Annotated in this window: 14 protein-coding genes; 11 read left to right on the top strand and 3 right to left on the bottom strand. The window is 41.3% G+C overall.

Annotated elements, in window-relative coordinates; all coding sequences use genetic code 11:
* Positions 1-91: 91 nt before the first annotated feature.
* From KFT32_RS01115 to KFT32_RS01080, 8 genes are all read left to right on the top strand, one after another.
* The gene (locus KFT32_RS01115; RefSeq protein ID WP_211745203.1) at positions 92-2,206 is read left to right on the top strand and encodes a stalk domain-containing protein; all 2,115 of its coding nucleotides are present in this window, start codon (positions 92-94) and stop codon (positions 2,204-2,206) included.
* 145 nt (positions 2,207-2,351) lie between these two features.
* Positions 2,352-2,819: a Fur family transcriptional regulator gene (locus tag KFT32_RS01110; protein ID WP_211745202.1), complete on the top strand. Its 468-nt coding sequence runs from the start codon at positions 2,352-2,354 to the stop codon at positions 2,817-2,819.
* 2 nt (positions 2,820-2,821) lie between these two features.
* Positions 2,822-3,073 (top strand): membrane protein insertion efficiency factor YidD, encoded by a 252-nt coding sequence (gene yidD, locus KFT32_RS01105; RefSeq protein ID WP_211745201.1) that lies wholly within the window; start codon positions 2,822-2,824, stop codon positions 3,071-3,073.
* Between the two features lie 426 nt (positions 3,074-3,499).
* A complete protein-coding gene (gene metG / locus KFT32_RS01100) occupies positions 3,500-5,500 on the top strand; it encodes a methionine--tRNA ligase (protein WP_211745200.1) in 2,001 nt (666 codons plus the stop codon).
* 213 nt (positions 5,501-5,713) lie between these two features.
* The gene (locus tag KFT32_RS01095) at positions 5,714-6,712 is read left to right on the top strand and encodes a metal ABC transporter solute-binding protein, Zn/Mn family (RefSeq protein WP_211745198.1); all 999 of its coding nucleotides are present in this window, start codon (positions 5,714-5,716) and stop codon (positions 6,710-6,712) included.
* A 57-nt stretch (positions 6,713-6,769) separates the two neighbouring features.
* A complete protein-coding gene (locus KFT32_RS01090; protein WP_211745196.1) occupies positions 6,770-7,519 on the top strand; it encodes a metal ABC transporter ATP-binding protein in 750 nt (249 codons plus the stop codon).
* Between the two features lie 21 nt (positions 7,520-7,540).
* The gene (locus tag KFT32_RS01085) at positions 7,541-8,344 is read left to right on the top strand and encodes a metal ABC transporter permease (RefSeq protein ID WP_211745194.1); all 804 of its coding nucleotides are present in this window, start codon (positions 7,541-7,543) and stop codon (positions 8,342-8,344) included.
* Between the two features lie 46 nt (positions 8,345-8,390).
* On the top strand, positions 8,391-9,104 hold the full coding sequence (locus KFT32_RS01080) for a cytochrome c biogenesis CcdA family protein (protein ID WP_211745192.1): 714 nt from the start codon (positions 8,391-8,393) through the stop codon (positions 9,102-9,104).
* Positions 9,105-9,200: 96 nt separating this feature from the next.
* Here KFT32_RS01080 and splB read toward each other — a convergent pair whose 3' ends face one another.
* Positions 9,201-10,271, bottom strand: a complete 1,071-nt coding sequence (gene splB, locus KFT32_RS01075; protein WP_211745190.1) for a spore photoproduct lyase — start codon at positions 10,269-10,271, stop codon at positions 9,201-9,203.
* A 201-nt stretch (positions 10,272-10,472) separates the two neighbouring features.
* Here splB and mntR point away from each other — a divergent pair, with 201 nt between their 5' ends.
* Together mntR and KFT32_RS01065 are read left to right on the top strand one after the other, a co-directional pair.
* On the top strand, positions 10,473-10,898 hold the full coding sequence (gene mntR / locus KFT32_RS01070; RefSeq protein ID WP_211745188.1) for a transcriptional regulator MntR: 426 nt from the start codon (positions 10,473-10,475) through the stop codon (positions 10,896-10,898).
* Between the two features lie 131 nt (positions 10,899-11,029).
* A complete protein-coding gene (locus tag KFT32_RS01065) occupies positions 11,030-12,613 on the top strand; it encodes a family 10 glycosylhydrolase (protein ID WP_211745186.1) in 1,584 nt (527 codons plus the stop codon).
* Positions 12,614-12,714: 101 nt separating this feature from the next.
* On the opposite strand, the gene KFT32_RS01060 is transcribed toward KFT32_RS01065, so the two are convergent.
* Entirely contained in the window at positions 12,715-13,053 is a 339-nt protein-coding gene (locus KFT32_RS01060; protein WP_211745184.1) for a hypothetical protein, read from the bottom strand.
* Between the two features lie 8 nt (positions 13,054-13,061).
* Positions 13,062-14,066: a DUF1385 domain-containing protein gene (locus tag KFT32_RS01055; protein ID WP_211745569.1), complete on the bottom strand. Its 1,005-nt coding sequence runs from the start codon at positions 14,064-14,066 to the stop codon at positions 13,062-13,064.
* A gap of 151 nt (positions 14,067-14,217) precedes the next feature.
* Here KFT32_RS01055 and KFT32_RS01050 point away from each other — a divergent pair, with 151 nt between their 5' ends.
* Positions 14,218-14,703: a YqhR family membrane protein gene (locus tag KFT32_RS01050; RefSeq protein ID WP_211745182.1), complete on the top strand. Its 486-nt coding sequence runs from the start codon at positions 14,218-14,220 to the stop codon at positions 14,701-14,703.
* Positions 14,704-14,766 lie beyond the last annotated feature (63 nt).

Here is a 14,766-nt window from a genome sequence, read left to right as displayed (position 1 = left end):
AAAAGGGGAGCAACTTTTCGGAGCTGTTCGCGTCTAATACTATGACATGTTAAGGGATATATACAAAAATGGATACAAAAGGAGTCGGAGAATGAACTTTAAGAAAATAACGCTGCTTACCTTATTAGCAGTTTCTACACAAGTTGCAGCGGCTTACCCGGCAAGTGCAGTACCGGGAGAGATAGAACAAGGTACAGAAGAAGTATCTCCGAAAGAAGCGGTAACAACTGATGTGTACGGAGAAGTGGATTCAAATGTTACTGATGTGAAAGAAATTTCAGATGCTGAAGAAGATTCGGAAGATCCTGTGGTTCCAGAGGTGCAGCCACAAAGTAGTAGTCAACTTATCCTTTTTTACAACAGTACTAAAATGATTCAAGACGGTGTAACTTACTTTGCACCGCAACCGATGCAGGTGAAAAGTGGAGTATCCTATGTGCCAATCCGTGCACTGGTGGATCGAGTAGGATACCGTGTTATATATAACAATACAACCAAAGAAACGAGCATCATTCAAGGTTCTAATGAGTTGATTTTTAAAACGAATAGCAATCAATATAAGGTCAACGGTGTTTCCAAAACGATGAAAGGAACATCCTATCAGACCCAAAATACATTTATGGTGCCGCTTACAGCTATAACTCAGGCGCTGGGGATCAGTTATAGTGTAGATAACATTAATAAACAAATTATTATGAACTTATCTACAAAGCCAGTTGCCAAATTTAGCGTGTCGCCTTCTGAGGTATATGCAGGACAAGCTGTAACGTACAAGTCAGAAGCTTTTTCTCCAAAAGGACTGCCCATCATTAATGAGCGTTGGGAAGGGAAAAAGGATGTATTTGAAGCGCCTGGTAAATATACAGTCAAATACTATGTACAAGATTCGAGCGGAACTTGGAGTGATCCTTATTCGATCTCGGTTAACGTCCTACGTCCTAATCAACGGCCAGTAGCGCAGTTTGTGACGGATAAAGAACAATATAAGATGGGTGAGCCAATAACATACACTGATCAGAGTTCTGATGATGAGGCCATTGCTAAAACGGAATGGAGTAATAACGCGCAGGCCTTTTTTACCCCAGGTCCTAAAACCATCAGTCTGAAAGTAACCGATAATAAAGGGCTTACAAACACTTATGAGAAAACGATCACTATTACGAATGAAACGCTCTATACGGTCACTGAGTTTAATCAGTTATTTACCCCTATCGGTGAGAAATTTTCATTTGACGGTTCTGTTGTGCCTACATGGTCAAAAGTGAACTATACGTATAGTGATCAACCGAGTACGTTAATTCGGAGCAACAGCCCGGAAACGGTAAACAAGGAAGGGATCGTTTATAAGGATACGGTTGTTGGGAACACCCGGTTCTTACTTCATCATCTGAATAACACCGGCAAAAAAGTGAAGATGTACGTCGTAGCGACGAATAAAAATTCAGCTACAGCCACTGTGCAGACAGAAAATTTAGGGTTTGCTGGGCCTACGACAATCGCGCAGGCAGCAGGTAAAAATGCAGTGCAGCGGTATTTTGCATCCATGCAGGATGATTCGAAGCGATCGACTACTACATTAAAACCAGGAGAAAGCAAACTCATCCTAACGGATGTGAGCAAGACCAGTATGAAACAGCGTGAGATTATTTCTTTATTCTCTGATGTATATAGCGATTATCCTATTGAATATAGAGTTGTGATTATTGACGAAAGTCTAGATCCACTGAAAGTAGTGAATACACTTCCAATCCTAGATCGGGATGGAGTTCATAACCGTGGAACTTATCCGAATGCAACAAGAGAAATTAAGTATAGCGAGCGGCTTGGAGAAGAACCACAGCGACTCGTACTCGGAGACAATAAAGATGACCCAAATCTGTCCGGGATAGACCCAATGGTCGGTGTAGGAGCTTCTAACTCCGGAAATTTTGGTGTATTGTATAAAATTACTTTGGATCGTGTCGCACCAAACACGTTGATCTCCTTTAATCCAAGAGGGGGTACCTACACGGGTTACGCCATGGTAAATGGTGAGATCACCCCGCTTTATTCAGGAGGAGCTGTGAAGGCGCCTCATGAACAGGCAGTTCTATATCGGACAGGCGACTATGAGCGTAAAGTGGAAATTCTTCTGACTGCAGCGCCGGCAAGTAGTCTACCGGTGAACCTACTTATTGCACCACTTCCAAACCCAATAAATGAGTAACAGTAGAACATGATAGATGAGGGCTCTTGTGTAAAGAGCCCTTTTCTATATAGATGAAAGTAGCCGTTATGTTCGTTGACGTGATCAGTCATTTCGGGCATTATAGAGTTATAGACAGATTTGGTATGACGGGAGGGTAAAAGTCATGCTGTCAACGAATCAGATTATTGAAACGATGTCCAGCCAAGGACTTCGTATTACGGATCAACGTAAAACACTCGCTAGGCTTTTTGCTGAATCAGAAGGTTATTTGTCACCGAAGGATGTATACGAATATATGGGCCGGACATACAGTGGGCTCAGTTTTGATACGGTTTATCGAAACCTTAGAGTCATGCAGGAACTTGGCGTGCTTGAACAGGTGATCTTTGAGGACGGAGTTAAGTTCAAAGCTTCTTGTAGTTCGGGACATCACCATCACCATTTGATATGTTTACAGTGTCAAAAGACACTTCCGATCGAGTTTTGTCCTATGCAACTTACGGATACTCCAGATCAATTTCAAGTGGTAGAGCATAAGTTTGAGATCTTTGGTTATTGTAAAGAATGTCAAGTAGCCGGTAAAGTGTCATCTGAGCTAGGACAGAATCAAGTTTCTCCAAAGGGTCAGTAATAATGAAGCTTACTCGAACTGTAGCAAAAGCACCGGTGAAATTTTATCGTAAATTTGTATCACCACTCAAACCACCTAGTTGTCGATTTTATCCAACTTGTTCGGCTTATGCACTGGAAGCAATTGAAGTTCATGGTGCAGTAAAAGGTTCGCTGCTCTCTGCCAAACGGATCATGAAATGTCATCCATTTCATCCAGGAGGCGTGGATTTGGTTCCTCCGAAAAAAGGAAGCGAAAATCCACCCTTATCCTAGGTTTATTGGTGCACGATCACCTTGACATGGATTGCATAGGTTTAGTATCATTTTGATAAATTCATATGTTTCTTATGAAGGGATAAGTACAGTTTACATCCACAGTACAGAGAGCCGGGGAAGCTGCAAACCGGTCTGGGGATCGCTGGAAAATGGTCCTGGAGGAACTGCTTTCGAGCCGTCTGCTCCTTTATATAAGGAGAGAGGTAAGGGAGTGGCGTGTGCCAGCGTTAATGGGTCCGGTTAGATATGAAGAAGACCGGTTGAGCCTGCAATCCGTAAGGATACAGGGAATTTGGGTGGTACCACGTGAGAATAACAGACTCTCGTCCCATACGGGATGAGGGTCTTTTTGTATTGTCTTTTGAACTTTTTTGAACTTTAAACAAAGGGCAGGTACATACTATTTTAATGGAGGTTATAGCAATGGCGGAAAAGAAAACATTTTACATTACAACACCAATCTATTACCCAAGTGACAAATTGCATATTGGGCATGCTTACACAACGGTAGCAGGGGATGCTATTTCAAGGTACAAAAGGCTCAGAGGATATGAAGTTCGTTATTTGACGGGTACCGACGAGCATGGACAAAAAATCGAACAAAAAGCGCAAGCAGCGGGAAAGACACCAATTGAGTTTGTAGATGGCATTGTTGCTGGCATTCAAGATCTGTGGAAAAAGCTTGATATTTCAAATGATGATTTCATTCGGACGAGCGAAGTAAGACATACGAAGGTTGTTCAGGATGTGTTTGAACGTCTAGTACAGCAAGGTGACATTTATAAAGGGGAATATGAAGGCTGGTACAGCATTCCTGATGAAACCTACTATACAGAGACACAGCTGGTGGACACCGTTAAAGATGAGCAAGGCAAAATCATTGGCGGTAAAAGCCCGGACAGTGGACATCCAGTAGAACTCGTAAAAGAAGAAAGCTATTTCTTCAAAATGAGCAAATACGCGGATCGTTTATTGGCGTATTATGAGCAAAATCCGGAATTCATTCAGCCGAAGTCTCGCAAAAATGAGATGATAAACAATTTTATCAAACCAGGTTTGGAAGATTTGGCGGTATCCCGTACAAGTTACGATTGGGGTGTAAAAGTTAAAAGTGATCCAAAACACGTGGTTTATGTGTGGATTGATGCGCTTCTTAACTATATCACTGCTCTAGGATATGGCACAGATGACAAGGCACTGTATGACAAGTTCTGGCCTGCAGATGTTCATTTGATGAGTAAGGAAATTGTACGTTTCCATACGATTTACTGGCCGATTATGCTGATGGCTCTGGATCTTCCTCTGCCGAAGAAAGTATTCGCTCACGGTTGGTTGCTCATGAAAGATGGGAAAATGTCCAAATCGAAAGGCAACGTGGTAGATCCGGTTACTTTGATTGATCGTTATGGACTAGATTCTTTGCGTTATTACTTACTTCGTGAAGTACCTTTTGGTTCAGACGGTACTTTCACTCCAGAAAGTTTTGTAGAGCGTGTGAATTCAGATCTGGCGAACGATCTAGGTAATTTGTTGAATCGTACAGTAGCTATGGTTCATAAATATTTTGATGGCAAGACGCCAGCTTATCGTTCTGGAGTTACGCCTTTCGATGCAGGAATGGAAGAACTTGCTCTAACTACGGTACAAAAAGTAGAGGAAGCGATGGAGAATCTGGAATTCTCGGTTGCCCTAACGTCCATTGGACAGTTTATTAGCCGCTGTAATAAATATATTGATGAAACTCAGCCATGGGTTCTTGCAAAGGATGAAGCGAAAAATGAGGAACTGGCTTCGGTTATGGCTCACCTAGTGGAGTCCCTTCGTGTGGCTTCCATTTTGCTACAGCCGTTCTTGACTCAGGCCCCTCGTAAAATCTGGGAGCAGCTCAATATCACGGAAGGTGAACTTACTACTTGGGATAGTTCGAAACAAGCAGGACTTATCGCAGAAGGTAATGAGCTTCGTAAAGGGGAGCCGATTTTCCCAAGGCTAGATGTAGAGCAAGAGGTTGCTTATATTGCCAGTGCCATGTCTGGCGGAGTAAAACCAGAAGCGGTAAAAGAAGCTGAATCCAAAGAAGTCAGCGCACCAGAAGGTTTACCGGAGATCGGGATTGAAGATTTCGCAAAAGTAGAACTTCGCGTGGCTCAAGTCATCGCTTGCGAGCCTGTGAAAAAAGCAGATAAACTGCTGAAGCTACAACTGGATCTTGGATACGAACAACGTCAGGTAGTATCGGGCATTGCGAAATTCTATACGCCGGAGGAAATGGTAGGTCGTAAAGTCATTTGTGTAACGAACCTGAAGCCGGTTAAACTTCGTGGTGAATTATCGCAAGGTATGATTTTGGCGGCATCACATGGAGATCAACTGACTCTTGCCACCGTTCCAGAAAATATGCCAAATGGAGCGATTGTGAAGTAAGTTATTCACTTTGAGCTTATAATTGAATAAAAAAGTGCATACTCGTAGGATGAAGGACTTGCGTCATTTCTGAATACGGTGTGCGGCAAGAAGCGTCCTTTAGGGGGCGCTTTTCTGTTTGAAAAAGTATTGACAACCTGTAATAGGCAACCTATACTACTACCTAGTAGTAATCATTACGATTACGATTAAAAAGGATACGGAGTGAATCGAATGACAACTGGCTTTATAGGTTCTGCTAAAAGAACTCGTACATTGTTGACAATTGCAATTGTAACTGTAGTGATGATGATAGTGTCTGCCTGCGGCAATAATACAAATTCCTCACAAGGGCAAATTTCAGAGGATAAATTTAATGTAGTGACGAGTTTTTATCCGATCTACGAGTTTACGAAGACGATTGGCGGAGATGATGTGAATGTAATTAATTTGCTGCCAACAGGGGTTGAACCACATGACTGGACACCACGAAGTCAAGATATTGTGAATACTTCAAAAGCAGGATTATTTCTGTATAATGGAGCGGGCCTTGAAGCATGGGTTCCTAATTTTTTGAAAGGTCTTAACAAAGATTCAAATGTGAAGGCAGTAGAAGTAAGTCATGGTATCAACCTTATTGATTCTGATGGTGAATCAGAAGATCATGCGCATGAAGGTGAGGACCACGCAGATGACGGACATAATCATGGTTCTGTTGACCCTCATACTTGGGTAAGTCCGAAATCAGCACTTGTAATGGCTGAGAACATTAAGAATAGCCTTGTCGAAGCTGATCCAGAACATAAAGCAGGTTATGAAGAACGTTATAATGGTTTGAAACAACAGCTTGATGAGCTGGATGCCAAATTTACAGAACAACTGTCTAGTGTATCTAAAAATGAAATTGTTGTTTCCCATCAGGCATTTGGATATTTAACAAGAGATTACGGACTAACACAGCATTCCATTATGGGGTTGTCACCCGATGCAGAGCCTAGAGGGCAAGATATTGTAAAACTTGCGAATCTGGTAAAAGAAGAAGGGATTCGTTACATTTTCTTTGAAGAGTTGGTATCAGATAAACTAGCCAAAACCCTTGCTTCTGAAGCAGGCGTTGAAACTATGGTTCTAAACCCTGTGGAAGGCCTCACGGAGGAACAACTTCAAAATGGAGAAAACTATTTTACTCTCATGGAGAAAAATTTGCAAAATCTCGTAACAGCTTTACAATAGAATGTGATCATACTTGATGTTTTATAGAGCATAGCTTAGGAAGAAGGAAGGAAGACCATGCTAAAAGACAATATTTTATGTCATGATCCGGTGTTGGAGATTGAGAATCTCTGTTTTTCTTACGGTGAGCAGCAAGTAATTAAGGACCTGAACCTTACTGTAAAGGAAAGAGACTTTGTTGGCGTCATTGGATCTAATGGAGCGGGCAAAACGACGCTCATGCGCATGTTGGTCGGACTGTTACCTCCAGGCGACGGAGATATCCGATTGTTCGGACAATCCATCGGCAAATTTAAAGACTGGGAACGTATTGGATACGTACCTCAGAAGAATGCTTTTAATCCGCTATTTCCAGCAACCGTTCGAGAAGTTGTTCTTTCCGGATTATACAATAACAAGCATATCTTCCGCAGAATGACCAAGAAGCATAAACAGCAATGTGATGATGCTCTTGAAGTGATGCGGATTGAAGATTTGGCGGATAAAAGAATAGGTCAGTTGTCCGGAGGTCAACAACAGCGTGCATTTTTGGCCCGGGCGCTCATTAATCATCCTGACCTGCTTATTCTAGATGAACCTACTGTGGGCATTGATGCCGAGACACAAGCTAGTTTCTTTGAGCTCATTACTCACATGCATAAGCACCACCATATGACATTCCTGATGGTATCTCATGATATTGATATGATAGAAGGATATCTAGGCAGGGAACCACAGCAGGAAAATGGTAAAATAAAATTTTATGTTCGTCATTCTCATGATCTGGAGAACTGTGTTCAGACAGATTTGCAACATTCTGTGTTATAAGGGTTGAAGGAGTCGTGAAGATTGGAAATTTTAACGAGTGATTTTTTTCAGCGGGCACTAGTCGGTGGTATTCTCATCGGTGTCACAGCCCCGCTGATTGGGTTGTTTTTAGTATTGCGGAGACTTTCTATGATTGGAGACACGCTGTCTCACGTTACCATCGCAGGTGTGGCATTTGGTTTTCTAATCGGGGTCTATCCGATTGCTGCTGGGCTTGTGTTTGCGGTCATTGCATCGTTCGGTATTGAGAAACTACGCAAAGCCTATAAAAGTTATGCGGAGTTATCCATTGCCATCATCATGTCAGGTGGAGTCGCGCTGGCTTCATTATTTTTCACGCTGGGCAAGGGTTATAATGCTGATGTGATGAGTTATTTATTCGGTAGTATTTACACACTGGACAGTCTCGATCTGATGGTTGTAGGTATTGTAACCGTGATCGTCATTGTCGTTGTGGCACTTTTCCATAAAGAGTTTTTTCTACTTAGTTTTGAAGAAGATGCAGCAGCCGTAACCGGTCTACCTGTCAAAATTTTAAATATGCTGCTTACGATCATGACAGCTCTTGTCATCAGTACGGCTATTAAAATCGTCGGAGCACTGCTTGTTTCTGCGTTATTAACGATTCCGGTAGCCATCAGCTTGTTGATTGCAAAGAGCTTCCGAACCTCCATTATTTTATCTGTCATTATTTCGGAGATCGCCGTCATTGCAGGTCTTGTTATTGCAGGGATATGGAACTTGGCACCTGGTGCAACCATTGTTCTATTGCTGATTGGATTGCTTATTGTAATTATGCTTGGGAAAAAAGGGGTCCGAACGTAGACTTTTGTCTGCTCGAATCCCTAACTCATGAGGAGGCGTTCCCTTAATGCCTGATGTCAACGTGTGGCTTGCTTTCGGAGCAGGTATTGCTTCTTTTTTGTCACCGTGCAGTTTGCCGCTTTATCCTTCGTATTTGTCATACATAACCGGTTTGTCAGTACAGCAGCTAAAGAATGAGCAAAATAAGCGAGAAATACGTTTGCGGACCCTAAGTCATACGCTTGCCTTTATCCTTGGATTCTCTGTGGTGTTCTATACGCTAGGATTTGGGGCAGGCGTGTTTGGTGAGTTTTTTCATGAGTATAAAGATTTGATTCGAATGTTATCTGCGGTACTAATCATCGTGATGGGACTTATGCTGATTGGATTATTCCAGCCTCAGTTCCTAATGAGAGAACGTAAGATGGATATGAAATGGAAGCCGGCAGGATACTTGGGATCATTTATTTTCGGTATCGGTTTTTCAGCTGGATGGTCTCCTTGTATCGGCCCTATTCTTACTGCAATCATTGCCCTTGCTGCAACCGAGCCAGGCGCTTGGATTGGACTCATTACCGGATATACGATCGGATTTGCTATTCCATTTTTTATACTTGCCTTCTTTGTCGGTACGACCCGGTGGATTACGAAGTATTCTGGTATATTAATGAAAGTCGGAGGCAGTATCATGATTTTGATGGGGATTTTGCTCTTTACTGATAGAATGACCCAGATTACCATTTGGCTGCAGCGAATTACGCCCGATTGGATGATTATTTAACTTAGATAAAAGAGATGGTTCCTGCAACGTCATCATTTTTGATGGAGTTCAGGATCGCATCTCTTTTTTAGAATAAAATAAATCTGTCAGGTTATCTTAGGTAAAATACTCTATTTTTGCTTCCGGGAAAAATTCGAAGATCCGTTCTGTTATAAATTCGCGCAATGCTTCTTGCTGATCTTTGGGGTACACATATTTATATTGACCATATTTACCCCACTTGGTTTCCCGTTTAGCGATATCCATCTCCAGTTTGGATTTAGGATAACGTTTTTCAATTAAATTTTTGGCTGTTTTTGTGAAACGATGTTGAATCATCTCAAAGGTCAAATCTTTTGTAGCATCTTTAGGAAGGGTGTCAGCGAGACGTTTCAGTAGATCACCGTATCCTTCTTCCCAGCCTTCATGCCATATAATAGGTGCAATAATAAAGCCTAGAGGATAACCAGCATGTGCAATTTTACCGGCTGCTTCAATTCGCTCTTCAAAACGAGAGGTAGCAGGTTCGAAATTTTTAATTACATAATCAGAGTTAACACTAAACCTGATACGGGTGTTACCTTTGTGGTTTAAGTGAAGAAGTGGCTCAACATGATGATATTTCGTTACAAATCGTAATCTGCCAAATTCCTCATCCGCCATAAATGTAATCAAATCTGCAAGGTTGCCTGTAATATGCTCGAGACCTACAGGATCCGATGTACAAGCTGCTTCAAAACGGGTGATTTCCGGTTTGCGCTCCTCAATGTAGTCTTTTGCTGCGTGTAGAATGTCATCCGTATTTACATAGACCCGAACATAGGGTTTGGCTCCAAGGGTGGTCTGTAAGTAACAATAATGACAGTGGCCCATGCAGCCTGTGGAGATCGGGATCGCATATTCTGCAGATGGTTTTGATTGATCAAATTTGAGTGTTCTGCGGATTCCGACAACTAAAGTTCGTTTCGCAATACGATATTTCTCTTGATCCGTTTCACCGGGCAAATTCATAATCCGATTGTGTGAAGATGTCATATGATATTCTATGTTCTTTTCTTTAACCCACTCTAAAATACGTTGACCCTTTGGATAATCCAGAGCACTTGGTTCAAAATAGACTAGGTCAGGTACAAAGGGTTTCGTGGGTTTAACTTTGCGTTCGGGTCTTTCTAACAATTGAGTCGGCATGGGAAAGCTCCTCTCGACTTAGTCAGTTTACTGAGTATTTTGCCAAGCCGATCTTATTCTTAAACGTGGAAACATTATGTATGAAAAAGGAATCCAGGCCCCACGGGACTTGCCAATCACAACTGATAACATGTATCATTACAAGAGCAAACTTACTCGGCCGCAAGGACGCTAGTTCATTAATGAAATGAGGTTAGGCACATGCCAACGCCCAGTATGGAAGACTATTTGGAGCGAATTTATAAGTTGATCGATGAAAAAGGGTATGCGCGTGTATCTGATATTGCGGAAGGGCTCGAAGTACATCCATCCTCTGTAACGAAGATGATTCAGAAGCTGGATAAAGACGATTATTTAATTTATGAGAAGTATCGAGGCCTGATACTCACGCCAAAAGGTAAAAAAATTGGGAAAAGGCTGATGGATCGCCATGAGCTGCTCGAACAATTTTTGACCATCATTGGGGTGCAGGACGAAAACATATACAGAGACGTGGAAGGGATTGAACATCACCTCAGTTGGGATTCCATTACCTGTATTGAGACTCTCGTAGAGTATTTCCGCAGAGATGATGCAAGGCTGCAGGATTTACAAAACATCCATAAGGAACTAACAAACGAATCATAAAAAGAGACCATTCTATGAAAATAGAATGGTCTTTTTCTATCTAAGTCGCAACTTTCAGTATGAAATGACGTCTATTACTATAGCAAATGGTTTATTTTACTAAATTTTAATGCTATGGAGGACAACGTTTTATGAGGAAAGTCAAGCAATGCCTTGCTATGTTACTAGTTATATTATTAGTAATGCAAGGTGCTCCAGTTGTTTCAGCAGCTAGTGCCGGAGAAATCACAATTTATTTGGATGGAAATCAGCTTAAGACCGATGTTGCCCCTTATTTGAAGCCTAAAGATAATGTAACGATGGTTCCCCTTCGAGTGATCAGTGAAGGAATTGGAGCTTCTACTAAATGGAATCAGGCGACAAAAACGGTAAACATCCAAGGGATGTATACTTCAATCTCATTAACAAATGGGAAGTCAACCGGTGTTGTAAACGGAAAGAACGTAAATTTAACAACTTCAGTCGAGATTATTAAAGGGCGGGTCATGGTTCCACTCCGGTTTGTAAGCGAACATTTGGGATTACAAGTGACATGGAATCAATCAGCCAAAACGATTAAACTGACAACTACGAATTTATGGCCATCAGAGCCTGAAATTCCAAGTGTACCAGGAGAACCAAGTATGGAAATAAGAGGAGCTTGGATATCTACAATCAATGGAGACTGGCCCAAATCTGGCTCTACTAAAAATATAGACAAACAAAAGCAAGATTTTATTAAGGAATTGGATGCTCTTCAATCTATGGGAATTAATAGTGTGTTTGTTCAATTACGAGGAGCTTCGGATGCGATATATCCATCGACACTGGTACCTTGGAATAAAGTACTTACAGGTACACAAGGCTTAAACCCAGGATATGATCCGGTTGCTTTCATGATTGAAGAAGTACATAAACGGGGAATGGAATTTCATGCTTGGTTTAATCCATTTCGTGCCAGTACAACAACGAACACAAGCGGTCTTGCAGCGAATCACGTAGTGAAGCAACATCCGGAATGGATTGTAACTGCAAAAAACCAAATGTATATTAATCCAGGTATTCCTGAGGCTAGACAACATATTATTGATGCCATTATGGAAGTAGTAAACAATTACGACATCGATGGTGTTCATCTGGATGATTACTTCTATCCATCAAACACAACTTTTAATGATGATGCAGCATATAAACAATTTAATACAGGCAAATTTACGAATAAAGAGGATTGGCGAAGAGATAATATTAATCATTTCGTTCAAAACCTAGGACAAAGTATTAAGCAGACTAAACCGTCTGTAGAATACGGGATCAGTCCTTTTGGTGTATGGAGAAACATTGCTAAAGATTCTACAGGTTCTAATACCAAAGCCGGTGTAACTGCCTATGATGATATGTATGCCGATGTTAGAACATGGGTGAAACAAGAGTGGATTGATTATGTAGCTCCGCAGATTTACTGGAGTATGTCGTTCACCGCAGCAAGGTATGATGTGCTGGTTGACTGGTGGGCGAACGAGGTGAAGGGAACGGATGTCGATCTATATATCGGTCATTCTCCTTACAAATTAGGTACGACTGAGGTAGGTTGGCAAACGTCAGAGGAAATCATTAATCAGCTTAAGTATAACGAGCAATATGAAGATATAACAGGTTCCATCTTTTTCAGCAGTCAGTATCTAACTAAAAATCCACTTGGATTGGTGGAAGCTCTGACCTCCTATTTTAATAAATAAGGAATTCATTTCATTTAAGGCCTTATATTCACTATTACACACAGATATAAAAATAGAACCCCACAGACCGACAACGTCTGATGGGGTTCTTTCATGACCTTTTAATGATATTTGGGAACATCTGGATCATTTTTATCTTTTTTATTGCCTTCAATTACATGGAAGGGATAATCTTTTCTTTTTTTAGCTGTTGAAGCAGGTTTCGTTCCATTTTTGGTCTGCCCGAGCTTCGCCATCGTTGCTGCTGACGGTTTAACTTTTGGTTGTTTCTTTCCATGACTTGCATAAGTACGTGGTGGCTTCAAATAAAACCACAACATCAAGCCTATTAGAATTATGGGGAGTAAAAGTTGACTCCAAGCTCCGCTTATAGCTAACAAAATGAATTGATAAACCGCCAGAGCCATAACCGTAAAGAAAACAACACCATGTTTCATCATCTTCCATCTCATCCTTTCACAGGATCCAGATTTCCGCTTGTAATGGTTACATTCACTGGTGCATTCGCAAGCTCCGCATCCAGTTCGCGCATACGATTAAACGAGGCAATGGATACTTCAACCTGATCATCGGTTGGTTCTTTCGTAGTCAGGAGCTGTAGCCATAGTCCTGGGTACCCAAGATAACGAAGAACAGGAATATCACGTACTGCATTGGTAAACTTGAGAACTTCAAACGATAGCCCCAAAACGATAGGTAAAAGCATGAGTCGCTGCCCAACACGCTCCCACACATTATCATAAGGGAACGGGATCGAGAACAAGGAATACACCAGTACTCCTACGATAACACTGAGGACAAGGAAGCTGCTACCACAGCGGTAGTGGAGTCGGCTGAACTTTTGTACATTTGCCGGAGTAAGTTCTACTCCTGCTTCATAGGCACTGATTACTTTATGCTCCGCACCATGATATTGGAACAGTCTCTTGATCGTTGGTGTAAGTGATATGAAGTACAGGTACATAAATACCAGTAATATTTTAATTATACCTTCAATAAAGGTGTGGCTAAACTTACTCATGTCTGTGTTACCAAACAAAAAATCCTCAATAAAAACGGGTACAGCGGTTAGAACGACTTTACCAAATACAAAAGACAAAACACCGACAGCAGCTACGCCTATAACCATGGACAGGCTCCAGCCAGATTGTTCGCTCTCTTTTTGTTCACTTCGTTCTTCTTCTGTCAGTTCGTCATCAGCATAAGCGTCAGCCGAAAAATTAAGATGTTTAGTACCTTTTGCGCTTGAGTCAACTAAACTTACAATCCCACGTATAAATGGAATTTTTCTTAGTTTCACAACCCAGGATTTATCCTGTTTCGGTACTTCTAGAAAAGTGATTTCCTGATTTTTTCGTCTTACTGCTGTAACATTTACATGTTTTCCGCCAAACATAACTCCTTCTATAACTGCCTGGCCACCGTAAGCTACTGGTTTTGATTCTTGAGGCAAAGATTTCACCTTCCTATTCTCTTCATTAACTCTATTGTATCTTTTTTAGCCAGCAATTTCTAGTTTTGAGTAACGATTTGGAATTTGCACATACTACATGCTATAGCATGAATTTACATCACACGAATAGATGATGAGGAGAGGATCTTAAGTGAACCACCAGCAGAATAGAAATAAACGAACCAATCCACTACTTTTTTCTCTGGAAATCGGTTTTTTTGCCGGTTTGATTTGGGGAGGAGTTCAGTGGGTTTTCTATATTTTTCATTTTACTGTTATCCCTACAGGGTTTCTAGCAGAACCATTTTTCAAACATTCCTTTATTTATAAGGCACAAGGGCAGTGGGTAGGATGGCTGTTTTTTATCGTTTTTTCATTAATTGCGACACTCCTGTACACCTTTACTGTTCGTAAATTGAAAGGACCGATTCCTGGAATAATTTACGGTATTCTTTGGTGGCTACTTATTTTTGTATGGCTCGGGCCGCTCTTAGGGATGGTGAAACCTATCACCGAGGTAACTTGGGACACGATTTATTCAGAATTTTGTCTGTTTTTGTTATGGGGATTATTTATCGGATACTCCGTTGCCATGGAGTTTACAGATGAGCGGAAACGTGAGCCGGAAACAGCCTAAGACTACATTCAAAAAAACTTCTCAATCCCTTACTCGGTGTGGTAAAATAGCAAATGGTTATCG

Origin of the sequence: Paenibacillus sp. Marseille-Q4541 (genome assembly GCF_018310695.1) — a bacterium.
Classification (GTDB): domain Bacteria; phylum Bacillota; class Bacilli; order Paenibacillales; family Paenibacillaceae; genus Paenibacillus.
The sequence above is the reverse complement of the archived record's forward strand: the minus strand, read 5'-3'. Positions and strand labels throughout refer to the sequence as shown.

What these genes read in the sequence shown, in the direction of transcription:
- KFT32_RS01080 (WP_211745192.1), top strand. Translation starts at nt 8,391, where the DNA reads ATGCCTGATGTCAACGTGTGGCTTGCTTTCGGAGCAGGTATTGCTTCT.
- KFT32_RS01060 (WP_211745184.1), bottom strand. Translation starts at nt 13,053, where the DNA reads ATGATGAAACATGGTGTTGTTTTCTTTACGGTTATGGCTCTGGCGGTT.
- KFT32_RS01110 (WP_211745202.1), top strand. Translation starts at nt 2,352, where the DNA reads ATGCTGTCAACGAATCAGATTATTGAAACGATGTCCAGCCAAGGACTT.
- KFT32_RS01065 (WP_211745186.1), top strand. Translation starts at nt 11,030, where the DNA reads ATGAGGAAAGTCAAGCAATGCCTTGCTATGTTACTAGTTATATTATTA.
- KFT32_RS01090 (WP_211745196.1), top strand. Translation starts at nt 6,770, where the DNA reads ATGCTAAAAGACAATATTTTATGTCATGATCCGGTGTTGGAGATTGAG.
- KFT32_RS01095 (WP_211745198.1), top strand. Translation starts at nt 5,714, where the DNA reads ATGACAACTGGCTTTATAGGTTCTGCTAAAAGAACTCGTACATTGTTG.
- KFT32_RS01115 (WP_211745203.1), top strand. Translation starts at nt 92, where the DNA reads ATGAACTTTAAGAAAATAACGCTGCTTACCTTATTAGCAGTTTCTACA.
- mntR (WP_211745188.1), top strand. Translation starts at nt 10,473, where the DNA reads ATGCCAACGCCCAGTATGGAAGACTATTTGGAGCGAATTTATAAGTTG.
- yidD (WP_211745201.1), top strand. Translation starts at nt 2,822, where the DNA reads ATGAAGCTTACTCGAACTGTAGCAAAAGCACCGGTGAAATTTTATCGT.
- metG (WP_211745200.1), top strand. Translation starts at nt 3,500, where the DNA reads ATGGCGGAAAAGAAAACATTTTACATTACAACACCAATCTATTACCCA.
- splB (WP_211745190.1), bottom strand. Translation starts at nt 10,271, where the DNA reads ATGCCGACTCAATTGTTAGAAAGACCCGAACGCAAAGTTAAACCCACG.